The 21,507-nt window shown below is 67.8% G+C and carries 19 protein-coding genes; 17 read left to right on the forward strand and 2 right to left on the reverse strand.

Annotated features, from left to right (window positions below; translation table 11 throughout):
• The first annotated feature begins 141 nt into the window (after nucleotides 1-141).
• From KY501_RS27025 to KY501_RS27035, 3 genes are all read left to right on the forward strand, one after another.
• Nucleotides 142-1,176 carry a UbiA family prenyltransferase gene (locus KY501_RS27025; RefSeq protein WP_224366333.1) on the forward strand — a complete coding sequence of 345 codons (1,035 nt, stop codon included), beginning with the start codon at nucleotides 142-144 and terminating at the stop codon, nucleotides 1,174-1,176.
• Nucleotides 1,177-1,295: 119 nt separating this feature from the next.
• Nucleotides 1,296-2,513 carry a DUF4374 domain-containing protein gene (locus KY501_RS27030; RefSeq protein WP_224366334.1) on the forward strand — a complete coding sequence of 406 codons (1,218 nt, stop codon included), beginning with the start codon at nucleotides 1,296-1,298 and terminating at the stop codon, nucleotides 2,511-2,513.
• A gap of 42 nt (nucleotides 2,514-2,555) precedes the next feature.
• Nucleotides 2,556-3,182, forward strand: coding sequence for an MXAN_6652 family MXYO-CTERM-anchored protein (locus KY501_RS27035; protein WP_224366335.1), 627 nt, complete (start codon nucleotides 2,556-2,558; stop codon nucleotides 3,180-3,182).
• Between the two features lie 61 nt (nucleotides 3,183-3,243).
• On the opposite strand, the gene KY501_RS27040 is transcribed toward KY501_RS27035, so the two are convergent.
• Nucleotides 3,244-4,032 carry a peptidoglycan-binding domain-containing protein gene (locus tag KY501_RS27040; RefSeq protein WP_224366336.1) on the reverse strand — a complete coding sequence of 263 codons (789 nt, stop codon included), beginning with the start codon at nucleotides 4,030-4,032 and terminating at the stop codon, nucleotides 3,244-3,246.
• Nucleotides 4,033-4,129: 97 nt separating this feature from the next.
• On the reverse strand, nucleotides 4,130-4,282 hold the full coding sequence (locus tag KY501_RS27045; RefSeq protein WP_224366337.1) for a hypothetical protein: 153 nt from the start codon (nucleotides 4,280-4,282) through the stop codon (nucleotides 4,130-4,132).
• Between the two features lie 201 nt (nucleotides 4,283-4,483).
• Between KY501_RS27045 and KY501_RS27050 the strand changes: the two genes are divergently transcribed.
• The 14 genes from KY501_RS27050 to KY501_RS27115 all read left to right on the forward strand — a co-directional run bounded on the left by KY501_RS27050 (nucleotide 4,484) and on the right by KY501_RS27115 (nucleotide 21,493).
• On the forward strand, nucleotides 4,484-5,182 hold the full coding sequence (locus KY501_RS27050; RefSeq protein ID WP_224366338.1) for an EF-hand domain-containing protein: 699 nt from the start codon (nucleotides 4,484-4,486) through the stop codon (nucleotides 5,180-5,182).
• Between the two features lie 18 nt (nucleotides 5,183-5,200).
• Nucleotides 5,201-7,561: a GMC family oxidoreductase N-terminal domain-containing protein gene (locus KY501_RS27055; RefSeq protein ID WP_224366339.1), complete on the forward strand. Its 2,361-nt coding sequence runs from the start codon at nucleotides 5,201-5,203 to the stop codon at nucleotides 7,559-7,561.
• 196 nt (nucleotides 7,562-7,757) lie between these two features.
• Complete coding sequence (locus KY501_RS27060) at nucleotides 7,758-9,080, forward strand: cytochrome C (protein ID WP_224366340.1); 1,323 nt, start codon at nucleotides 7,758-7,760, stop codon at nucleotides 9,078-9,080.
• Nucleotides 9,081-9,089: 9 nt separating this feature from the next.
• Nucleotides 9,090-10,160 carry a hypothetical protein gene (locus KY501_RS27065; RefSeq protein WP_224366341.1) on the forward strand — a complete coding sequence of 357 codons (1,071 nt, stop codon included), beginning with the start codon at nucleotides 9,090-9,092 and terminating at the stop codon, nucleotides 10,158-10,160.
• Between the two features lie 173 nt (nucleotides 10,161-10,333).
• Nucleotides 10,334-10,981, forward strand: coding sequence for a cytochrome c3 family protein (locus KY501_RS27070; RefSeq protein WP_224366342.1), 648 nt, complete (start codon nucleotides 10,334-10,336; stop codon nucleotides 10,979-10,981).
• Nucleotides 10,969-13,932, forward strand: a complete 2,964-nt coding sequence (locus tag KY501_RS27075; RefSeq protein WP_224366343.1) for a TAT-variant-translocated molybdopterin oxidoreductase — start codon at nucleotides 10,969-10,971, stop codon at nucleotides 13,930-13,932. The genes KY501_RS27070 and KY501_RS27075 overlap by 13 nt, the downstream gene beginning before the upstream one ends.
• Entirely contained in the window at nucleotides 13,929-15,362 is a 1,434-nt protein-coding gene (gene nrfD, locus KY501_RS27080; RefSeq protein ID WP_224366344.1) for an NrfD/PsrC family molybdoenzyme membrane anchor subunit, read from the forward strand. The genes KY501_RS27075 and nrfD overlap by 4 nt, the downstream gene beginning before the upstream one ends.
• A complete protein-coding gene (locus KY501_RS27085; RefSeq protein ID WP_224366345.1) occupies nucleotides 15,359-15,886 on the forward strand; it encodes a DUF3341 domain-containing protein in 528 nt (175 codons plus the stop codon). The genes nrfD and KY501_RS27085 overlap by 4 nt, the downstream gene beginning before the upstream one ends.
• Nucleotides 15,883-16,635, forward strand: coding sequence for a cytochrome c (locus KY501_RS27090; protein WP_224366346.1), 753 nt, complete (start codon nucleotides 15,883-15,885; stop codon nucleotides 16,633-16,635). Before KY501_RS27085 ends, KY501_RS27090 begins: the two co-directional genes overlap by 4 nt.
• Nucleotides 16,632-17,837, forward strand: coding sequence for a hypothetical protein (locus KY501_RS27095; protein WP_224366347.1), 1,206 nt, complete (start codon nucleotides 16,632-16,634; stop codon nucleotides 17,835-17,837). Before KY501_RS27090 ends, KY501_RS27095 begins: the two co-directional genes overlap by 4 nt.
• A complete protein-coding gene (locus KY501_RS27100; RefSeq protein WP_224366348.1) occupies nucleotides 17,830-18,189 on the forward strand; it encodes a hypothetical protein in 360 nt (119 codons plus the stop codon). Before KY501_RS27095 ends, KY501_RS27100 begins: the two co-directional genes overlap by 8 nt.
• On the forward strand, nucleotides 18,186-19,235 hold the full coding sequence (coxB, locus tag KY501_RS27105) for a cytochrome c oxidase subunit II (protein ID WP_224366349.1): 1,050 nt from the start codon (nucleotides 18,186-18,188) through the stop codon (nucleotides 19,233-19,235). Before KY501_RS27100 ends, coxB begins: the two co-directional genes overlap by 4 nt.
• A complete protein-coding gene (locus KY501_RS27110; protein WP_373691642.1) occupies nucleotides 19,216-20,853 on the forward strand; it encodes a cbb3-type cytochrome c oxidase subunit I in 1,638 nt (545 codons plus the stop codon). Before coxB ends, KY501_RS27110 begins: the two co-directional genes overlap by 20 nt.
• Nucleotides 20,843-21,493, forward strand: coding sequence for a cytochrome c oxidase subunit 3 (locus KY501_RS27115; RefSeq protein ID WP_224366350.1), 651 nt, complete (start codon nucleotides 20,843-20,845; stop codon nucleotides 21,491-21,493). The genes KY501_RS27110 and KY501_RS27115 overlap by 11 nt, the downstream gene beginning before the upstream one ends.
• Nucleotides 21,494-21,507: the final 14 nt, after the last annotated feature.

The following is a 21,507-nucleotide window of genomic DNA, read 5'->3' on the forward strand; positions in this document are numbered from 1 at the left end:
CGTGAGCGAAGACGTTCAAGTCGATGGGCCCACTCACGCCGGGGATGCTCTCCCTTCGGCCGGGAGTGGCTGCCGGATAATGGCTCCCCAGCGCAGCTGGAGTGCTGAGGCGCACCCCAGCCCGCCTATACTCCCCCGGGCATGGCGAGCCGGAGCTACAAGTCCCTCTTCAGCGAGGGGCGGCAATGGATTCAGGACGTCGGGCGCGGGCGAGAGCCGCTCATCGGCATGCCGCTGGGCCGGTTCACGGTGCTCATCCTCGAGGCGGTGCGCCTGCACTATTTCGCCTTCGGGGCCGGGGCCGCGCTCGCGGGCTCCGCCGCCGTTCCATCAGCCGCCGTGGGGTGGCGCGTCGTGCTGGCGGCCTTCGTCGCGGGAGGAGGGTGGGGCGTCGGCCAGCTCATCAACGATCTGCTCGACCGGGACACCGATGCGATCAATGCGCCGGGACGCCCGTTGGCGGATGGGCGGTTGTCGGCGGGGCCGACCCTGGCGGTGACCCTGCTCTCGGGGCTGGCACTGATCGCGGCGTTGCTGGCCCTCCACCCGGCCGCGTGGCTGCTGGCTCCTGCCGCGGTCGTCCTGCTCGTGGGCTACAACAAAGCCAAGGGCGTACCGCTGATGGGCAACCTCATTCATGGAGGCATTGCCGCGGTCGCCGGAGGGCTCGGGGTCCTGGGCGCGCTCCCGAGCAGCGCGGGTTCCTTGTCCGCCGCGCTCGAGGGGCTCGTTGGCGCGCTGCCCATGTTGGGGCTCATCCTCGCCATTGACGCGTGGTTCATCCTGGCCAACTACGAGAAGGATGGGATCGGGGATCGCGCCGCGGGTTACCGGACGCTCCCCTTGCTCATCGGCATCCGTGCCAGCGCGCTCATTCGGGCCGTGCTGGTGTGCGTGCTCGCCGCTGGCATCTTCGGAGGCCCGATCGCGCCAACCCTGCCTGGGAAGGTGGCGCTCTCGCTCGCGGCGGTGCTGGGCCTCTTGTCAGTGATTCCCTCGCTGCGCTCCGGCACGGACGAGGCCGCGCTCCGGGGCTACCGCCTGGCGGTGCCCGCCTCGTTCATCGCCATGCTCGGGCTGGCAGCGCCGCTGCTCGGAGGCGTGGGGCTGGCGCTCGTCACGATCGGGAGCGTGGCGTTGATGGAGGCGATGTTCCTGCGAAACGGTAACCCCTGAGCGGTCCAGCACCGCCGTGGCTCGGGTTGGCTTCCTCTTGACTTGCTGCGCGGACACCCCCTAATAGGAGCTGAAATTGATAATGACTATCGATTTCATTTTCCCTGGAAAGGTTGACGATGAAGCATCTGGGTGCCCTCTCTGCCTTGCGGCTGTCCACCGCCACTCTCGCCCTGGCCCTGTTCACGGGGTGCGGAGACTCGGAGGAGCAGGACGGTGACGACAACGGGCCGCTGTACGCCATCACCACGCAGTTGTTCTCCGAAGATCCGCCGGCGAGCTACGTCATCGTGACGGACAAGGCGGAGCAGACGGCGTCGCTCTCCCTCGACAAGGCGATCCGCGTGGCCGGCCGTGCGCTGGGGGTGGGCATTCCCAAGTCCGGTGCGCTCTATGTCGTGAGCGACGAGAGCCCCATGGTGACCCGCTACAAGCTCAACAGCACGGGAGCGCTGGAGGCAGCGGGCACCGTGAGCTTCGCCAGCGTGGGGGTGACGTCGCTCGGGGAGTACCAGGGCAACTTCCAGTTCCTCTCGGAGACCAAGGCCTACTTCTTCGATGCAGCCGCCGCCCAGGTCGTCATCTGGAACCCCGAGCAGATGACGGTCACCGGCCGCATCTCGCTGGATGAACTGGCCCTGCCGAACACGCTCCTGGCCTTCTCGGGCGCGGTCGTGCGGCTCGACGGGCAGCTCCTCATGCCCGTGAGTTGGCGTCCCGAATCGGGCGTGAGCATCACTCCCAAGGCGGGCGTGGTCTCCATCGACACGGCGACGGATGTGGCCACCATCGCCACGGACGAGCGGTGTGGCTACACACAAGACGCCGTCGTCGGTCTCGACGGCACGGTGTACATCGCGACGGAGGCGTATGGCGCGGCGTCGCGCCGGGTGGTGGGCGAGGAGTCACCAGAGCCGTGCCTGCTCAAGTTCGATCCGCGGACCCGCACCTTTGATCCGAATTTCTACCGGACGCTCGGAGGGCTGGTGGGCGGTGGCACCGCGGGCACGCTCGTTCCAGGTCCTCGCGGGACGGCGTACGTGCGCGTGCTCGATGAGACGGTCGCCCCTGTCATGGAAGGCACCCCTCCGCGCATCATCGCGAGCGGCACGGGCTGGCAGTGGTGGGAGCTGAATCTCGCCACGCTGGTCGCGACGCACAAGCCCAGCTTCCCGGCGACCTCGGGGAGCACGTTCCTGTTCGAGTCGGAGAACCAGACCCTCTACACCGAGTTCGGCGCGGGCGCCGCGTCCACCACCCTGCGGGTGCTGGGAGACAACGGCAGGGCCACGGTGAACGTCCAGGGGCTCTCCTTCTCCTTCCTTCAACTTCGCTAGCGGCTGCAGCCACGCCGTGTCTCAACCTCATCGGGAGAATTCATGCATCCTTTGATTCGTATCGCGGGCGTGTTCACCGTTTCGGCGCTGTGGTCCTCTCCGGCTTTCGCCACCAGCACGGGCATCACCGGGCAGTCCGGCAAGGACGGGATGTCGTGCGCCACCTGTCACAAGGGCGGAGAGCCCCCCACCGTGGAGTTCGAGGGTCCCGCGAGCCTGGATCCGGGGGCCACGGGCCAGTACACCTTCATCATCCGGGGAGGCGCCGCGAAGACGGGAGGGCTGGACATCGCGGTGGACAATACGGATGCCACCCTCCAGACCGTCAGCACCGGGATGAAGAAGCTGGGGGCTGAGTTGACGCACTCCGCTCCCCAGCCCTTCAACGCCGGGGAGCTGCGCTTCAACTTCTCGCTCGTCGCGCCCGCGACCGATGTGACGCTCACGATCTTCGGGGCTGGCAACTCCACCAACGCGGACCTCAAGAGCGATGGGGACAGGTCCTCCACCACGAAGCTGAGTGTGAAGGTGGGGAAGGGCACTCCTGTCGATGTTCCCAACGAGGAAGGCCCCAAGGAGAGCGATGGGGGTTGCGCTGCCGCTGGGAGTGCGCCCGTCTGGGGCGCCATGCTGGCGGGTCTGGCGCTGCTCCGGCGCCGCCAGGGCTGATTCCTGAGAACGCCAAGCCTGCCGCCGTGTGAATCGCGGCGGCAGGCTCACTGCGTTCGCCTCACTTCTCGATGTGGATGTGGGCACCGCCCCAGACCTTCTGTCCCGCCGGGCGTGTCCGTTCGTCGCGCACGGTGTAGCCATTCGCCCGGGCATCGGCCATGAAGGCGTCGAGGCTCGCTTCCGAGACGCCGCGGGTGCGCACATCGATCGCCCGCCCCTGGTAGTGCTTCGAGCCGGTGTTGTGCTTTCCGCCCGTGGTCGAGGTGACGGTGAGGCCGTGCTGCTGCGCGAGCCGAGACATCGCCTCGTACGGCCGGCCAGTCGTCGTCGATTGGGTGGTCGCAGGGGTCTTGGTTTTCTGCGTGAAGCGGGAGGTTCCGTTGAGGGCCTCGAAGGTTCGAGGCCCCACCACGCCATCCGCCTTGAGTCCCATCGAGCGCTGGAAGTCGCGAACAGCCTTCTCGGTGTTGCGGCCGAACTTGCCGTCCGTCTTTCCAGGATTGAATCCCGCGGAGCGCAGCCGATCCTGCAGATCCCTCACGTTGGTGGTCGCCGCTCCCTTGCGGAGAGAGCCGCTCGTGTAGCCGGCAACGCTCGCCCGATCCGCGGCCCGGGCCGCAGCCATCGAGCCAGACTTCGAGAAGCTGCTCTCGGCGGAGTACCCCTTCACGCTCGCGCGGTCCGCGGCTCGCGCAGCGGCCATCGAGCCAGAAGACTTGCTCGAGACAGAAGACTTGGAGGTGCGGCTGTCGGCGGAGTACCCGCTCACGCTCGAACGATCTGCTGCCCGCCCTGCGGCCATGCTTCCAGAGCTGCTGCGCGACGAATTCGCACCACCAACGGACATGGGGTACTCCAATGTGGGAGAGGGGGCGTCCAAGGGAGACGCCGTACCGTTCGTAACCACATTCTCGGACGAGCAGTGAAAAGAGTTGCCGCCGAACTCACGCCGCCTGTGCCAGCGGCGGCTCGCACGACACCTTCGCTTCGGGATGGTCCACCTCCATCAGCCGCGTGCCCTGCGAAATCACCTGGAGCGTCGGGTGCGTCAGCTTCACCGCGCCCGACAGCACCCGCAGATGCGAGCCGGCCTCCACCGTCAGCGCCTGCTGCGGAGCCAGCGTGCGGTGCTCGCCCTGTTGCAGCCACGTGCGCCGGGCCTGTCGGCGTCATCTCCCGTGGGTCGCGTCAGGCGTGGACGCAGCCGCTTTCGAGGCGGAAGCAGCAAGTCCACCGAAACCATGACGCTCGCAGCACCTGAAGCTACGATGGCTCGTCTACATCGGGAGGGGAGCACGATGGCGAAGAAGAAGCCGGCCAAGAAGGCTGCTGCCACGAAGAAGACCGCGAAGCTCAAGTCCACCACCAAGAAGGGAGCCCGCAAGGCGGCTGCGAAGTCGCCTCGCAAGGCAGCCGCGAAGAAGGGCGCGGCTCGCAAGGCTCCGGCGAAGGCGGCTCGCAAGCCCGCTGCCCGCAAGCCCGCTGCAAAGCCTGCCGCTCGGAAGGCTGCTCCCAAGGCCGCCTCCAAGGCTGCTCCCAAGGCCGCCCCCAAGGCCGCTCCCAAAGCCGCTCCCAAAGCCGCCCCCAAGGCTGCTCCCAAGGCTGCCCGGAAGCCCACCCCCCGCCCGCCCCCGCCACCGGCCGAGACATCCCCAGCCCCGGTCGAGGCTTCCGAGCCCACCGGTCCGCTGGTTCAGACCGAGCGCCCCACGGCGGAGACCGTCGAGACGACCTCGGCCGGCATCCAGGCCCTGGCCCCCGAGCATGCGGCCGTGGATGACCTGACCAGCTCGGGGAACGAGCTGCTGGACATCTTCCAGAAGTACGACCGCAACCGCACCGGATCCATCGAGCAGCCCGAGTTCGCTCGCTTGCTGGAGGCCCTGGGGCAGAACATCACCGACGAAGAATTGATGATCGCCTTCGATATCATCGACACTGATCGGACAGGGAAGATCTCCTGGAAGCAGTTCAAGAACTGGTGGACGAGCCGTTAGCGGCTCGTAAAGACAAAGATGCGGCGACTGTCGTCTCCTGTGGAGAGGTTGGGTGGGCACTGGCCCGTGGTGGTCGTGGGCTCTGGCTATGGTGGTGCCATCGCCGCGTCCCGGCTTTCGCGCGCCGGGCAGAAGGTCTGCGTGCTGGAGCGTGGCAAGGAGCGGCTCCCGGGCGAGTTTCCTCGCACCAGCGCCCAGTTCCTGCGAGAGACCCAGCTCATGGGGCCGGGGGGCTCGTTCCTGGAGAAGTTGAAGGTCGGCTCTCCCACGGCGCTGATCTCGCTGCACCTGCTGGGCGATCTGGCCGTCATCTCCGGCTCGGGCCTGGGTGGCACTTCGCTCATCAACGCCAGCGTCGTGCTGCGGCCGGATCCGCGCATCTTCGATGACAGCTGGCCCGCCGCCTTCCGGGAGGACCTGTCAGGCCTGGTGGAGGACGGTTTCGCCCACGCCGAGCGGATGCTCTCCCCGCAGGTGTACCCCGAGGGCCACCCGCGGCTGCGCAAGATGGATGCGCTGCGGCGCTCGGCCGAGTACATGGGAGCGAAATTCTCCTCCCTGCCGCTGGGCGTGCACTTCCAGGAGGGCGTCAACGCCGCCGGCGTCCGTCAGCGCGCATGCACCCTGTGTGGAGACTGCGCCACCGGCTGCAACGTGGGCGCGAAGAACTCGGTCAACCACAACTACCTGGCGGACGCGCAGCGGCACGGCGCGGAGCTGTTCACCCAGGTGGCCGTGCATCACCTGGAGCGCGGCCCGGGCCACTGGCGCGTGTACTACCGGCTCACCGGCATGGGGCGGGAGCTGTTCGATGCGCCGCTCCAGTTCCTCACGGCGGACCACGTCATCCTGGCGGCCGGCTCGCTGGGCAGCACGGAGCTCCTCCTGCGCTCGCGGGCGGCGGGGCTGCCGGTGTCGGGCGAGCTGGGCAAGCACTTCTCCGGCAACGGGGACGTGATGGCGTTCGGGTACAACCTGGACGTGCCGGTGAACGGCGTGGGGCACGGCGACCATCCTCCGAAGGATGCCGAGCCCGTGGGGCCCAACATCACCGGCGTCATCGATCTGCGGGACACCGAGTACGTGGACGAGGGCATGGTGATCGAGGAGGGCGGGGTGCCGGCGGCGCTCGGTGGCTATCTGCCCACGCTCTTCGCCGCGGTGGCGCCGCTGATGGGCGAGGACACGGATGAGGGCTTCATCGACGGCGTGCAGGAGAACGCTCGCGTGGCGGAGAGCCTGGTTCGCGGCCCGTACCACGGGGCTGTCCGCAACACGCAGACCATCTTCGCCATGACGCATGATGACGGGGGCGGCGAGCTGAAGCTGGAGGGAGACGGGCTTCGCGCCGTATGGCCTGGAGCGGGACGGCAGGAGGGCTACCTGCGCGCGGAGGTGAAGATCCGCAAGACGGTGGAGGCGCTGGGCGGCACCTTCATCCGCAACCCCGTAGGGGCCCGGTTGCTGGACAACGCACTCCTCATCACCCACCCGCTGGGTGGCTGCGCCATGGGTGAGGATGCCGAGAGCGGTGTGGTGGACCACGAGGGTCGCGTCTTCTCGGCCCAGGAGGGCACCGCCGTCCACGAGGGCCTCTACGTCTGTGATGCCGCCGTCATTCCCCGCTCGATTGGCGCCAACCCGCTGCTGACCATCTCCGCGGTGTCCGAGCGCTTCGCCGCGAGGCTGGCGAAGCGGCACGGGTGGCACATCGACTACTCGTCGATGCAGGAGCGGCCAGGGCCGGAGCCGCGGACGCCCACGGGCCTGCGCTTCACCGAGAGCCTGCGCGGCATCATCTCCTCCGCGGTGGACGAGGACTACCGCGCCGCGGCGAACCCGGATCGGCCCGGGGCCTCGGAGCTGCGCTTCGTCATCACCGTGCTGGTGGAGGACCTGGAGGCCCTGCTGAAGGACCCTCGGCACCCCATGGCGGTGACGGGGTGCGTGACGGCGCCTGCGCTGTCCCAGAAGCCACTCACGGTGACCCGCGGCACGCTCAACGTCTTGGTCGAGGATCCGCAACGGCCAGGTTACAAGCAGCTGCGCTACGCGCTCCACCTGCAGTCCGAATCGGGCGAGAAGTTCTTCTTCGAGGGCTTCAAGCAGCTCACGGACGATCCCGGCATCGACTTCTGGGAGGACACCACCACCCTCTTCGTCACCGTGCGGCGAGGAGAGGGGCCCGGGGCGGCGCCCGCCTATAAGGGCGTGCTGCGCATCTCCGTGGATGACTTCGCGCGTCAGGTTTCCACCTTCCGGGTGACCCACGCGCTGAGTGTTCAGGAGCAGCTCTCCGCGGTGGGGCGCTTCGGGGAATTCTTCCTGGGAGGCCTCTTCGAACTGTATTGGAAGCCCTCCTTCGTCGAGGAGGCGTGACAGGTCTTCTCTGACCCTGCGGTTTGCCAGATCACCCAGGGTCTTGAGATGGCTTTGCCTTTAGGGCAGGTTCACGGCGCTGCCGGGGGGGCGAGTGCATTTCCTACGTGCCTTCGGGGGCTTTTCCCATACAGAGGAGAGAATCGTGCGGATTGATCGATCGAGCAGCCTGCGTGCGTTTCGAGGCAGCAGGTGGATGCGAACCCCTGTCTCGCTGCTCCTGGCCGGTGCGCTGCTCGGCACCATGGCTTGCGATGATGATGATGAGAAGCCACCCGAGGAGACGCCGCTCTCCGTGGAGGCCGAGAAGGGCCTGTCCATCGTTCCCTTCGCGCTGGACACCAATGGGCTCAGCAACGCCGAGAAGGAGCGCATCGGCATGGGCAGCTACCTTGTGAACGCCGCGGGAGACTGCGGGACGTGTCACCAGGCGCTCCAGCCCAACGGTCCGCCCAAGTACATGGGCGGCGGCATCGCGTTCGCGGTCGGCGCGGGCGGTGAGGTCGTCTACGCGCGCAACCTCACGACGGATCCCAAGTACGGCATGAAGCTGACCGAGGCGGAGTTCATCGAGACGATGCGCACGGCCAAGGACTTCAGCAGCGACAATGACGAAGAGCAGCTCATCGTCATGCCCTGGTACACGTTCCGGTGGATGTCCACGGAGGACCTGAAGTCCATCTACGCGTACCTGAAGAAGGTGCCGGCCGTGGAGAACCCGGTGCCCGCGGACATCAAGGGCGCGCTCGCAGCGGCGAGGCCGGTCCCGTTCCCCAGCTCGTACACCGATGGCGAGGTCTCCCGGCCGCTGCCCGCGGAGAGCACCTCCGACAGGCTCAACATCGATCGGGGCATGGCCATCTCGACGCTCGCGGATCCCGCGGCGTTCTCCACTTTCAGCGCGGATGACAAGAAGCTGTATGGCCGCGGCAGCTACCTGGCCAATGCCGTCTCCGACTGCAGCGGGTGCCACACCAATCCGCAGCGGAACCTTCAGACCGCGAAGATCCCCCCGGACCTCTTCCTGAGCGGCGGCGCGATCTTCGCGACCGGCCCTGGCATGGATGCGGCGCTGAAGCTCAAGCGGTCGATGAGCTCCAACCTCTCTGGCGCCACCCACGGCCTCATGAAGGATATGACCTACGAGCAGTTCAAGGAGATCATCGTCAAGGGGCAGTACGTGCGCGGCACCATCACCCGTCCCCTGGTCTACCCCATGGCCAACGCGGCCGAGGCGCTGCGGAAGCTGACCGAGGATGACCTCAAGGCGCTCTACGTCTACACCAAGAACCAGACGCCTCGGACGGGCGCCGCGGACAAGCAGCCGCAGGAGCCGGCGCGCTGGTGCGCCACGGATGCGGATTGCACCTCGACCGGCGGCGGGACATGCAACGCGAGCAATGAGTGCGTGGGCACGGCCTGCACCGAGGATTGGCAGTGCGGTGCCTGCCAGACCTGCTCCTCCAACGTGTGCGTGGCACCGGCGCCGAACTCCGCGTGCCTCATGGGCGGTATCTAAAGGGTTGTCATGATGAACCTCGTCGCTTCCACTCGCCGGTTCTCTCCTGGTGAGACGTGGCCTCTCTCCCTGGCATGCCTGCTCACGGTGTGCCTCTTGTCTGCATGCTCGTCGGATACGCCCGAGGAGGAGCCCCCTCCTTCCGAGGACCCGAACGTGGCCTGCAAGGATCTCCACACGGGGATGGAGGGAGGCGCGGTACCGGCCACGCTGTCAGGGACGGGGCTCTTTCAAGACATCCGGACTCGGACGCTCGCGGCGGGCGTGCGGCAGTTCGAGCCCGTATATCCGCTCTGGTCCGATGGGGCAGAGAAGACGCGGTACGTCCAACTGCCGGACGGCTGCCCCATCGAGACCAGCGACATGGACCACTGGGTGCTCCCCGTGGGGGCGAAGCTCTGGAAGGACTTCGTTGTCGACGGGAAGCTCCTCGAGACGCGGTTCATCGCGCGTTATGGCGCGGGCCGCGATGACTTCATCCTCGGGGCGTATGTCTGGCGCGAGGATGGGTCCGATGCGGACTACACGCAGTATGGAGTGAACAACGCGCAGGGGACGGCGCACAACATTCCCGCGGCGAAGAACTGCAAGTCCTGTCACAGCTACCTGCCGGAGCGCGCGCTGGGTTTCAGTGCCTTGCAGCTCAACCATGCGGGGCCCGGGGTGACGCTCACGACGTTGGTGGCCGAGGGGCGGTTGAGCACGGCGTCGGTGCCGGAGCTGAAGGTACCGGGAGATGCCGTGGCCTCCCAGGCGCTGGGGTACCTGCACGCCAATTGCGGCAACTGCCACAACCCCACGGGCATCGAGTTCAAGAACATGTTCTCGTTGCGGCTCTCCGTGAATGACAAGAGCGTCGAGGACACGGCCACCTGGAAGACGGGCATGGGCGTGCCGGTGGAGAAGTTCGTCACGCCCGGCGTCGAGAAGCGCATCGCTCCGGGCAACCCCGAGGGCAGCTGCATCGTGCATCGCATGACGATCCGCGGCACGACGGAGCAGATGCCGCCTCTCGCCTCGAAGGTGACGGATTCGAGCGGGCTCGCGGCCATCCGCGAGTGGGTGGGCAGCCTCCACTGAGTGGGGGTGAACTGGCGGCTGCGACCTTCGTCCAAGGCGCCGCCGGCCGCTGTGGAATGCGCGACGGCCCGCGCTGGCTGAGCGTGGCTTGTCCGACACGCGTACGCACGAGCTACACCTGCCCGAGACGCATCTCCGGTAAGCGGTAGAGGTCTACCTCTTCCCGGCGGTGTATGGGCCTCTTTCCTCCGGCCACCGACAACGTGCTGCGCGGCGTCCTGGCCGTGCTGGCCGGGATCCCTCTGGCCGCGACGGCCGGGCTGATGCTGATGGCCCGCAGCCCGCTGGGCACCGCTTCCTTCGAGCCCGTCCAGCAGCCGGTGAAGTTCGATCACCGTCACCATGTGGCCGACGACGGGATCGACTGCCGGTACTGCCATGAGAGCGCTTGGGAGGGGCCCTATGCCGGGGTGCCTCCCACCAGCCGCTGCATGGGCTGTCACGCGCAGATCTGGAACGAGAGCCCGCTGTTGGCGCCCGTGCGGGACAGCTACTTCCAGGACCGTCCCATTGCGTGGAACCGCGTCCACCGGCTGCCGCACTTCGTGTTCTTCAATCACTCCATCCACGTCCACAAGGGCGTGGGATGCGTGAGTTGCCACGGCCGCGTGGATCAGATGGCCGTGGTGGAGCAGGTGGTTCCGCTCACCATGGAGTGGTGCCTGGAATGCCACCGCGACCCGGCACCGCACCTGCGGCCGCTCGAGCACATCACTGACATGTCCTGGCGCCCGGTGGGCGAGCCGCGCGAGGCGGGTCTCCGCGTGGCCCAGGACCTGGACGTCTCCCCTCGCACCGAGTGCATCACATGCCACCGCTAAAGGATCGATACCCGCTCCCGGTGCTGTCCGATGCGCCCTCGGCCTGGCGCAGCGTGGAGGAGCGTCGTGGGCTCATGGCCGATCCCAGCAAGGATGAGTTTCCTCCAGGAGCGTCCGAGCCTCCGCAGGGCGTCTCTCGCCGGAGCCTGCTGGAGCTGGCGGCCTTTGGATCGGCGGCGCTGGGGCTGTCCGGGTGCTTCCGGCCCGCGCCGGAGAAGGTGTTGCCGTACTCGCAGCAGCCTCCCGAGGTGACGCCGGGAGTGCCTCTGCACTACGCCACGGGGATCGAGCTGGCGGGGCACGTGCGCGGATTGGTGGTGCGCAGCCACGAGGGACGGCCCACCAAGGTCGAGGGTAATCCTATCCATCCCGAGAGTCGCGGGGCCGCGGGCGCTCACGAGCAGGCTTCGCTGCTGGGGCTCTACAATCCCTACCGCGCTCGCGAGGTACGCTTCCGGGGGACGGCCACCTCCCGCGCGGAGCTGTTCGCTCGGCTGGAGTCACTCGCCCAGCGTACGGATGGAGGCGCCGGGCTGCGGCTGCTGGTGGAGCCTACGGCGTCTCCGCTGTGGGCGCAGACGTTGTCGCGCGTCCTGGAGCGCTACCCGCGTGCACGCGTGGTGCCGTTCTGTGCCGCCGAGACGGGACAGGCCCGCGAGGGTGCGCGGCTGGCTTTCGGGCGTCCGCTGCGGGTGCTTCCGCGCTGGGATGCGGCCCGGGTGGTGGTTTCGTTGGACGATGACTTCCTGTCCACGCTGCCGGGAAGCCCACGCGCGGCGCGAGAGTTCGTCTCTGGCCGCGCTGCTCGGCTCAACCGGCTGTGGGTGATGGAGAGCCATCTCAGCCTCACGGGGGCCTTCGCTGATCAGCGGCTCCGGGTGCGGCCTTCGAGGATGCCACTGCTGGCGCGTGCGCTCGCGGCGGAGGTGGGGCGTCCGCTTGGCCGGCCGGGGCTTGCGAGCTTGGCTGAGGCCACGGGAGGACTGAGCGAGGCGGAGAGGCGCTGGGTTTCGGCGGCGGCGCGGGATCTGTCGGCGCATGCGGGCGAGGCGCTCGTGGTGGCAGGGGAGGGACAACCGCCAGCGGTTCATGCACTGGCGCATCTGCTCAACGAGTCCCTGGGCCCGGCGGGCCAGAGGTTGCGCCTCGTCGAGGAATCTCGGGTTCCGGCTCCGGATGCCGCGGCGCTGCCGGCGCTTGTGGAGGAACTGCGCTCCGGTTCCGTGGACACGCTCCTCATCACTGCCTGGAATCCGGTGTACCGGGCTCCGGCGGATGTGCCGCTCGCGGAAGCCCTGGGTCGGGTGGAGCACGCGGTGTATTGCGCGCTCGAAGAGGATGAGACGGCGGCCGTGTGCTCGTGGTTCGTTCCCTCCACGCATCCTTATGAGGATTGGGGGGATGGCCGCGCTTCGGATGGCACCACGACGATCCTGCAGCCCCTCATCGCTCCGCTCGTCGAGGAGACCGTCGCGCCTCTGGACATGCTGTCCGTCTTCACGGGAGAGCTCTCCGCGGCTCCCTATGATCGACTGCGAGCCCTGTGGCGCCAGCGAACCGCGCGGCCCGAGCGCTTCCAGGAGACGTGGGAGACCTGGCTCGCGGAAGGCGTGATTCCGGACACGCAGCTCTCGGAAGTGCAGGCGCGAGTGGACGAGGCGGCGGTGCTCTCGGCGGTACGCGCACTGGCGGTGCCGGCCGGGGAGGGACTCGAATTGCACTTCGTGCCCGACCTCAAGCTCTACGACGGGCGCTTCGGCTTCAATCCCTGGCTCCAGGAGATGCCGGATCCTCTCACTCAGCTCACGTGGGACAACGCGGCATACCTGAGCCCCGCGACGGCCGAGCGCCTGGGCTTGAAGCGAGGCTCGCGCATCCGACTGGAGCTGAGGGGCCGCTCCCTGGAGGTGCCTGTATTGGTGGCTCCAGGGCAGGCCGATGACACGGTGACGCTGCCGCTGGGCTACGGACGGACTCGGGGCAGTCCCGTGGCAGTGGGCGTGGGCGTCAATGCCTATGCACTGAGGCACCAGGACTCGCTCTGGTCCGCCCGCGGGCTTCAGCTCATTCCAGTGCAAGGGCATCACGAGTTCGCGCTTGCACAGGAGCACTGGCGGATGGAGGGCCGGCCCCTGGCGCTCCAGACGACCCAGCCGGAGTTCCAGTCGCACCAGGACTTGCTGCGCGGCATGCAGGAACCCCAGGAGCACCTCTATCCGCCGCCAAGGCCTCGCACGGATCCCACCTATCGGTGGGGCATGGCGATCGACCTGCATCGCTGCACCGGGTGCAGTGCGTGCGTACTGGCCTGCCAGGCGGAGAACAACATCCCCGCGGTGGGCCGGGAGCAGGTGCTGCGCGGGCGGGAGATGCACTGGTTGCGGATCGACCGCTACTTCCTGGGAGACGAGCACGACCCGAGCGTCATCACCCAGCCGCTCATGTGCGTGCACTGCGAGTACGCACCCTGCGAGTACGTGTGCCCCGTCAACGCCACGGTGCACTCGGACGAGGGGCTCAACCAGATGATCTACAACCGCTGCATCGGCACGCGGTACTGCTCCAACAACTGTCCTTACAAGGTCCGGCGGTTCAATTACCTGGACTACACGCCGAACCGCCCGCAGGACCGGATGTACCGCAACCCGCAGGTGACGGTGCGCTCGCGAGGCGTGATGGAGAAGTGCACCTACTGCGTGCAGCGCATCGAGTCGGCGCGCATCACTTCCCGCGTGGAGCGCCGTGCCATCCGCGAGGGCGAGGTGCGCACCGCCTGCCAGCAGGCGTGCCCCACCGAGGCCATCGTCTTCGGGAACCTGAATGATCCGCGGTCCGCCGTCACCCGCCTGCACCAGGACCCGCGCCACTACAAGCTGCTGCACGAACTGGGCACCGAGCCGCGCACGGTGCACCTGGTGCGGCTGAAGAACCCCGAGGAGGCGCTCGGATGATCCAGCCCGCTCCCAAGGCACCCGTGACGGCCGATCCGCTCGTGGAGCACCCGCTCATCAGGGGGCGCTACTCGAACGAGGAGCTCAACGCTTCGCTGCTGCGGCCGGTGCTGACCTCGCCGGGGCGTGGGTGGTGGGCGCTCGTGGGCCTGTGCTCCGCGCTCGTGGGTTTGCTGGTGGTGGCCATCGGAGTGACCCTGGTGAAGGGCATCGGGTCGTGGGGCAACAACATCCCCGTGGCCTGGGCCTTCGGCATCATCAACTTCGTCTGGTGGATCGGTATCGGGCACGCCGGCACGCTCATTTCGGCCATCCTGCTGCTGTTCGGCGAGAAGTGGCGCAGCTCCGTCAACCGCATGGCCGAGGCGATGACCCTGTTCGCCGTGGCCTGCGCGGGCCTCTTTCCGTTGCTGCACCTGGGGCGGCCGTGGAAGTTCTACTGGCTGCTGCCATACCCGAGCACGCTGCGCGCCTGGCCCCAGTTCCGCTCACCGCTCACGTGGGACGTCGTGGCGATCCTCACGTACCTCACGGTGTCGTTCCTGTTCTGGTACCTGGGGATGTTGCCGGACCTGGCCTCCGCTCGGGACACCGCTCGTGAGACGTGGAAGCGCCGCGCCTGGGGCATCCTCTCCATGGGGTGGCGAGGCAGTGCCCGGCACTGGTTGCAGTGGCGCGCGGCGTACGTGGTGCTCGCGGGACTGGCCACGCCGCTGGTCGTCTCGGTGCACACCATCGTGTCGTTCGACTTCGCGGTGGCCCAGCTCCCGGGTTGGCACAGCACCATCTTCCCCCCGTACTTCGTGGCGGGAGCCATCTTCTCCGGGCTGGCCATGGTGCTCACGCTGCTCATCCCCGCGCGGCGGGTGCTGGGCCTGCAGCACGTCATCACAGAGGCGCACCTGGATGCGCTCTCTCGGCTGCTGCTCGTGGCTGGGCTCTTCGTGGCGTACGGCTACCTCCAGGAGCACTTCTTCGGCTGGTACAGCGGCAACGCGTACGAGCAGCACGCGATGAACATCCTGCGCGTGGGCCCGTATGCGCCGCTCTTCTGGACGGTCATCTTCTGCAACGTCGTGGTGCCGCAGCTCTTCTGGAGCGCGCGGCTGCGCATCCAACCCGCGGTGCTCTGGGGGGCTGCGCTGCTGGTCAATGTGGGCATGTGGCTGGAGCGCTACATGATCATCGTGGCGTCGCTCAGCGAGGACTTCCTGCCGAGCAGTTGGAAGCACTACGCGCCCACCTGGGTGGATCTCAGTCTGCTCGCGGGCACGCTGGGGCTGTTCGGCCTGGGGTTCCTGCTGTTCCTCAAGTTGCTGCCTCCAGTGCCCGCCAGCGAGGTGAAGCACCTGCAGCACGAGTTGGAGGCATCCGAGGCCTTTGCGCGAGAGGTCTCCGCGAAGGATGGGGCGGCGGGAGGGGCGGAATGAAGCACTGGGTGCTCGGAGAGTTCCGCTCCCCCGAGGGGCTGCTGGAGGCTGCGCGGGCCCTGCGCGAGCGCGGCCTCGTGATGCTGGACGCCCATACCCCCTTTCCCGTGGAGGGGTTGGCCGAGGTGCTGGAGCTGAAGCCGTCGCGGCTGCCCGCACTGGGACTTCTCGCGGGGCTCTCCGGAGCCGTGGGAGCCTATCTGATGCAGTGGTTCACCCAGCGGGTGGACTGGCCCCTCGATATTGGAGGACGGCCGCTGCATTCCGCACCTGCCTTCATCCCCATCACCTTCGAGACCGCGGTGCTCTCGGCTGCGGGAGCTGTGTTTCTCGGAGTGTTCGTGGCATGTGGCCTGCCTCGGGTGACGCACCCGGTGTTCGAGCTGGAGTCCTTCCGCAGCGCCAGCGTGGACGGCTTCTGGGTGAGCGTCGCGGTGGACGAGGCCTCGCAGCTAGATGCCGTGTCCGAGACCCTGCGTTCCCTGGGCGCCGCGCAGGTGTCGCAGGTGGGGGAGGGCGCATGAGGACGCTCCTGCTCCTGCCTGTCGTGGCTGCGGTGCTCCTGGTCGCCTGTGAGGACCGGGATCCAATGCAGCAGCAGGAGCGGGATGATCCCTTCGCCGCTGATCCCTATTTCGCGGATGGGCGGGCCATGCGGCCCACGGTGCGGGGGACGGTGCCTCAGGACTGGCATCGCCAGCAGGCGGCCTTCAGGGTCGACCAGAGTCCGGATGCCGGCTGGGTGGATCGGCCGCCGGTGGCGTTGACCCGGGAGATGCTCCTGGCGGGACGCGGACACTTCGAGACGTGGTGCGCCCCGTGTCATGGGGTGCTGGCGGATGGCCAGAGCGTGGTCGCGAGGAACATGCAATTGCGGCCCGCTCCCGCGCTGTTCGGGCCTCTGCACCGAACCCATCCGGCGCTCAGTGCCGCTCAGCTTGACGGAGGCACTCCGGAGGCGGGCGCGGTGGGAGCTCCGACGTCCCTCAGCGCGGTGCAGTTAGACGGAGGCACTCCCGATGCGGGGGGATGGGCCGGGCCGGTGTCCGCAGGCTGGGGGGCATTGCCGCATCCGCCGGGCTTCTACTACTCGGTCATGACCGATGGGTACGGGCTGATGCCGTCCTACGCGGATGCGCTCGCGCCCTCCAAGCGCTGGGCCGTGGTGGCCTACCTGAGAGCGCTCGCCTACAGCCAGCTCGCGCCCGTTTCGGCCGCGCCGCCTGCGGTTCAAGCTTCGCTCCAGCAAGGGAGCACGGGAGGTGCACCATGACCACGGTGCTGCCGCGTTTCGAGGGAGGCCGGCGCGAGCTGGGCGTGTTGCTCGTCGTCGGCATGCTCGGCTTGGGCGCCACACTGGCCGGTGGATTCATGAACCCCCGGGAGGCGGCGCACGGGTACCTGTTCGCCTTCGCCTACTGGCTGTCCCTGTGCCTCGGGGCACTGGTGCTCCTGTCCGCCTTCCACGCTGCTCGCGCGCGCTGGCCCGTGGTGTTGCGGCGTCCCCTGGAGGTGATGGCGGCGTGCTGCCCGCTGTTCATCCTCCTCTTTATTCCCGTGGCGGTGGCGATGCGGCAGTTGTTCCCCTGGGTGGATCCTTCGCCAGCGCTGGGTGAGCACGCGCTCCACCTCCTGGAGCACAAGCGGCCCTATCTCAATGTCCCCGGCTTCTTCCTTCGCGCGCTCATCTACTTCGGCGTGTGGTGCGCCGTCGCGCTGCTTCTCTATCGCTGGTCCGTTCAGCAGGACGCGGAGCCCGAGCAGAGCGAACACCGGGTGCGCATCACCCTGTGGCAACGGCGGCTGGCGGCGGGCTCTCTGCCGGTGGTGGTGGTGTGCCTGTCGTTCGCCACCCTGGACTGGATGATGTCCCTGGAGCCCCTCTGGCAGTCCACCGTCTACGCGCTCTACGTGGGGTGCGGCGCGGTGGTGGGCGCGATGTCCGTCGTGGGGATCCTGGCGGCTCGGGGACAGGCGGAGGGGCAGTTCGGCGCGTTGATGCGGTCCGTACACTTCCGGTGGCTGGGGACACTGCTGCTGAGCTTCGTGTGCTTGTGGGCCTACTGCGCCTTCTCGCAACTGCTGCTCATGTGGATCGCCACGCTCCCTGAGGAGGTGGGGTGGTACCGCGCTCGCCTGGACGGAGGCTGGCGCTGGCTGGCCGCGCTCCTCGCGCTGGGGCACTTCGCGGGGCCCTTTCTGCTGCTGCTCCAGCGCCGCATCAAGGAGAGTCCCCGGGCACTCGCGTGGGTGTGCGCGTGGCTGCTGCTCATGCACGTGGTGGATCTGTATTGGCTGGTGCTGCCCGCGCTCCACCCGCGTCAGTGGTACCCGCATTGGACGAGCCTCACCGCCTGGGTGGGCGTGGGCGGCCTGTCCGTGGCGGCCTGTCTGTGGCTGCTGCGTGGTGGCTACACCGTGCCGGTGCGCGATCCCTTCCTCCTTCACTCGTTGCGGGTGACCAGCCATGAGTGAGGGATTCACGCCGAGCCCGCCCCAGCACGACCGGCTGCCGAGCCGGCTCATCATCGGCGTGGGCGTTGGCTGGCTGGTGCTCGTCGTCCTCGTGCTGTTCGCGGTCCGTTGGTGGGAGGGCAGGAGCCTCCCTTCCGAGAAGGCCGGAGTGCCCGCGCGGATGGGCGAGGCGGAGATCGGCGACGTCAACCAGCGTCCCTTCGCGCTGGAGGACGCAGCTCCGCGCCTGAGAGCCGAACAGGGCGCACGACTGGAGACCTACGGCTGGGTGGATCGCGGCGCGGGCATCATCCACGTGCCCATCGAGCGCGCCATGGAGCAGGTGCTGGCGGAGGAGGGGAGGAGGCCATGAGCGAGTTGCTGCGACACCTCCTGTTCCTCCCCGAGGCGGGCTCCACGCTGGCGGACCGCGTGGACCGCATCCACTTCTTCGTCATCATCACCACCTTCGTGGTGGGGACTTGCATCGGGCTCACCGGCTTTGTCTTCCTGGTGCGTTACCGGCGGCGGCACGCCTTCACCTTCACGCCTCGGGTGGTGGCTCCCATGTGGCTGGAGGGCCTCTTCATCTGCGTGCCGCTCAGCTTCTTCCTGTTGTGGGGGATCATCGGCTTCCACGACTACGTCTGGGCGAAGACGGCTCCTGCGGGAGCGATGGATGTCTACGTCACGGGCAAGCAGTGGATGTGGAAGTTCGCCTATCCGGAGGGCATCGGCAGCGTGGGCGAGCTGTACGTGCCGACGGGCCGCCCGGTGCGGTTGCTGCTCACGGCTCGGGACGTCATCCACTCCTTCTATGTACCCGCGTTCCGGCTCAAGCAGGACGCGCTGCCCGGGCGCTACACGGAGACGTGGTTCGAGGTGAAGCGGCCGGGGCGCTACCAGGTGCTGTGCGCCGAGTACTGCGGACTGGACCACTCGCAGATGCGAGCCGAGGTGGTGGCGCTGGAGCCGGGAGAATTCGAGGCGTGGAAGGCTCGGCAGAAGGCCCTGCCCACGCCAGGGCCAGGAGAGGCGCCCACGGTGGTGTCCGGAGCGGATGCGCCGGGGCCGCTGGCCGAGGTGGGGCGCACCGTGGCCACGCGGCAGGGCTGCTTCCAGTGCCACACCGTGGATGGGACGCCGCATATCGGGCCCACGTGGCTGGGGCTCTACCTGCGCGAGGAGCCCCTGCGGTCCGGCGAGCGGATCCGCGCGGACGTGGCCTACCTCACCGAGTCGATGATGGACCCGGCGGCCAAGGTGGTGGCGGGCTTCAACCCGGTGATGCCGAACTTCCACGGGAGGCTGAGTGCTCCCGAGGCGGCGGCCATCGTCGAATACATCAAGACGCTGCGACCCGAGCGCCCCGTGCCTCCGGCCGCGCAGGAGCCCACGTATGTCCCAGCCCAGCGCTGAGCCGGTGATGCCCGAGCGGCACTACCTCAACGCCGAGAGAGGCGTGTGGTCGTGGCTCACCACGCACGATCACAAGCGCATCGCGGTGATGTTCCTGGTGCTGGTACTGCTCGCCTTCCTGCTGGGAGGTGTGTACGCGATGGCGCTGCGCCTCGAACTGCTCACCCCGGGCGAGACGATCATGGGGCGGCAGGCCTACAACCGCGCGTTCACGCTGCACGGCGTGGTGATGGTGTGGCTGTTCCTGATCCCCTCCATCCCGTCGGTGTTCGGCAACTTCCTGGTGCCGCTCATGATCGGAGCGAAAGACGTGGCCTTTCCACGCCTCAACCTGGCGAGTGTCTACCTCTACGTGCTCGGGGCGGCGATCACGCTGTGGGGCATGTTCGAGGGAGGAGCGGACACGGGATGGACCTTCTATACGCCCTTCAGCACCGCGACGGGGACGGCGGTGCTGCCGGTGCTGCTGGGCGTCTTCGTGGTGGGGTTCTCCACCATCCTCACGGGGCTCAACTTCATCACCACCGTGCACACCCTGCGGGCCCCGGGAGTGACGTGGATGAAGATCCCGCTCTTCGTGTGGGCCATCTACGGTACGTCCATCATCCAGGTGCTGGCCACGCCGGTGCTGGGCATGGTGCTGGTGTTGGTGATGCTCGAGCGGTTGGGGGGCCTGGGGCTCTTCGATCCGGCGCGCGGCGGCGATCCGCTGCTCTACCAGCACCTGTTCTGGTTCTACAGCCACCCGGCCGTCTACATCATGATCCTGCCGGGCATGGGCGTGATCAGCGAAGCGGTGTGCGCCTTCAGCCGGAAGAACCCGTTCAGCTACAAGGTCATCGTGGTGAGCACGGTGGGAATTGCCTTCGTGGGCTTCCTCACCTGGGGGCACCACATGTTCGTCTCGGGCGAGTCCGCGCTGGGGGCCGGGGTCTTCAGCGTGCTGTCCATGCTGGTGGCCATCTTCACCGCGCTGAAGATCTTCACGTGGCTGGGGACGATGTACCGGGGCAGCATCGCGATCACCACGCCCTTCGTGTACGTGCTCGGCTTCATCTTCCTGCTCTTCTTCGGTGGCATGAGCGGGGTGGCGGTGGCCGTCACCTCCGCGGACATCCACTGGCACGACACGTACTTCGTGGTGGCGCACTTCCACTTCATCATGGTGGGCGCCTCGCTGATGGCCTTCGTCGGAGGCCTGCACTACTGGTTCCCGAAGATCTTCGGCCGGCGCTACCCGGAGGGCCTGGGCATCGGCACTGCGGCCCTCATCATCTTCGGGTTCATCGCCACGTTCCTGCCGCAGTTCCTGCTGGGCAACATGGGCATGCCACGCCGCTATGCTGATTATCCGGAGCGGTTCCAGGCCCTGCACGTGGCGTCCACGGCGGGGGCGTCGCTGCTGGGGTTCGGTTTCCTCACCATCGCCATCTACCTGGGCTGGTCGTTGCGCCATGGCCGGGTGGCGGGGCGCAACCCGTGGGAGAGCCGTGGCTACGAGTGGCTGAGTGAGTCGCCGCCACCTCCCTCCAACTTCCACGAGCCTCCCTCGTTCCCGGATCCTCCGCACGATTACTCTCGACCCGATGTCGATCCGGAGGTGGGCCGTGCAGCATGAGCCCGCGCTGAGGCCGGTGGTGCCTCATGCCGACCACTTCGGCGACGAGGCCTCGCGCCAGGACGCGGCGCATTTGGGCATGTGGATCTTCCTGGCCACCGAGGTGCTGCTGTTCGCGGGCCTCTTCGCCGCCTACGCCATGTACCGGCTGGCGTACCCGGAGGTGTTCCTCCATGCGCGCGAGCACATGGAGGTGACGCTGGGGACGATCAACACCTATGTGCTGGTGAGCAGCAGCGTGCTCGTGGCGCTGGCGATCGCCTCCATCCGTGGCGGCAGGGAGATGACCGCCAGCGCATTGCTCGCGGGCGCGGCGCTGCTGGGCATCACCTTCCTCTGCATCAAGGGCGTGGAGTACGCCCACCACGCGAGAGACAAGGCCCTGCCCGGCGCGCACTACGCCTTGCACGCGTTCGCCGTCCCGGGGGCGAGCCTCTACTTCACCCTCTACTGGATCATGACGGGCGTGCATGCCGTGCACGTGACGGTGGGGGTGGGCGTGCTCTCGGTGCTGAGTTTCCAGACGCTGTCGGGGAAGTTCAACGCGCGCTACCACACACCGCTGGAGCTGGGCGGCATGTACTGGCACCTCGTGGATGTCGTCTGGTTGTTCCTCTGGCCGTTGCTCTACCTGGCGTGACGTGGAGGAGGTGC

Origin of the sequence: Hyalangium versicolor, assembly GCF_020103695.1 — a bacterium.
GTDB classification, from domain to species: domain Bacteria; phylum Myxococcota; class Myxococcia; order Myxococcales; family Myxococcaceae; genus Hyalangium; species Hyalangium versicolor.

Excerpts from the sequence above, each read along its gene's own strand:
- KY501_RS27025 (WP_224366333.1), top strand. The coding sequence starts at position 142 with ATGGCGAGCCGGAGCTACAAGTCCCTCTTCAGCGAGGGGCGGCAATGG.
- KY501_RS27030 (WP_224366334.1), top strand. The coding sequence starts at position 1,296 with ATGAAGCATCTGGGTGCCCTCTCTGCCTTGCGGCTGTCCACCGCCACT.
- KY501_RS27035 (WP_224366335.1), top strand. The coding sequence starts at position 2,556 with ATGCATCCTTTGATTCGTATCGCGGGCGTGTTCACCGTTTCGGCGCTG.
- KY501_RS27040 (WP_224366336.1), bottom strand. The coding sequence starts at position 4,032 with ATGTCCGTTGGTGGTGCGAATTCGTCGCGCAGCAGCTCTGGAAGCATG.
- KY501_RS27050 (WP_224366338.1), top strand. The coding sequence starts at position 4,484 with ATGGCGAAGAAGAAGCCGGCCAAGAAGGCTGCTGCCACGAAGAAGACC.
- KY501_RS27055 (WP_224366339.1), top strand. The coding sequence starts at position 5,201 with ATGCGGCGACTGTCGTCTCCTGTGGAGAGGTTGGGTGGGCACTGGCCC.
- KY501_RS27060 (WP_224366340.1), top strand. The coding sequence starts at position 7,758 with ATGCGAACCCCTGTCTCGCTGCTCCTGGCCGGTGCGCTGCTCGGCACC.
- KY501_RS27065 (WP_224366341.1), top strand. The coding sequence starts at position 9,090 with ATGATGAACCTCGTCGCTTCCACTCGCCGGTTCTCTCCTGGTGAGACG.
- KY501_RS27070 (WP_224366342.1), top strand. The coding sequence starts at position 10,334 with ATGGGCCTCTTTCCTCCGGCCACCGACAACGTGCTGCGCGGCGTCCTG.
- KY501_RS27075 (WP_224366343.1), top strand. The coding sequence starts at position 10,969 with ATGCCACCGCTAAAGGATCGATACCCGCTCCCGGTGCTGTCCGATGCG.
- nrfD (WP_224366344.1), top strand. The coding sequence starts at position 13,929 with ATGATCCAGCCCGCTCCCAAGGCACCCGTGACGGCCGATCCGCTCGTG.
- KY501_RS27085 (WP_224366345.1), top strand. The coding sequence starts at position 15,359 with ATGAAGCACTGGGTGCTCGGAGAGTTCCGCTCCCCCGAGGGGCTGCTG.
- KY501_RS27090 (WP_224366346.1), top strand. The coding sequence starts at position 15,883 with ATGAGGACGCTCCTGCTCCTGCCTGTCGTGGCTGCGGTGCTCCTGGTC.
- KY501_RS27095 (WP_224366347.1), top strand. The coding sequence starts at position 16,632 with ATGACCACGGTGCTGCCGCGTTTCGAGGGAGGCCGGCGCGAGCTGGGC.
- KY501_RS27100 (WP_224366348.1), top strand. The coding sequence starts at position 17,830 with ATGAGTGAGGGATTCACGCCGAGCCCGCCCCAGCACGACCGGCTGCCG.
- coxB (WP_224366349.1), top strand. The coding sequence starts at position 18,186 with ATGAGCGAGTTGCTGCGACACCTCCTGTTCCTCCCCGAGGCGGGCTCC.
- KY501_RS27110 (WP_373691642.1), top strand. The coding sequence starts at position 19,216 with ATGTCCCAGCCCAGCGCTGAGCCGGTGATGCCCGAGCGGCACTACCTC.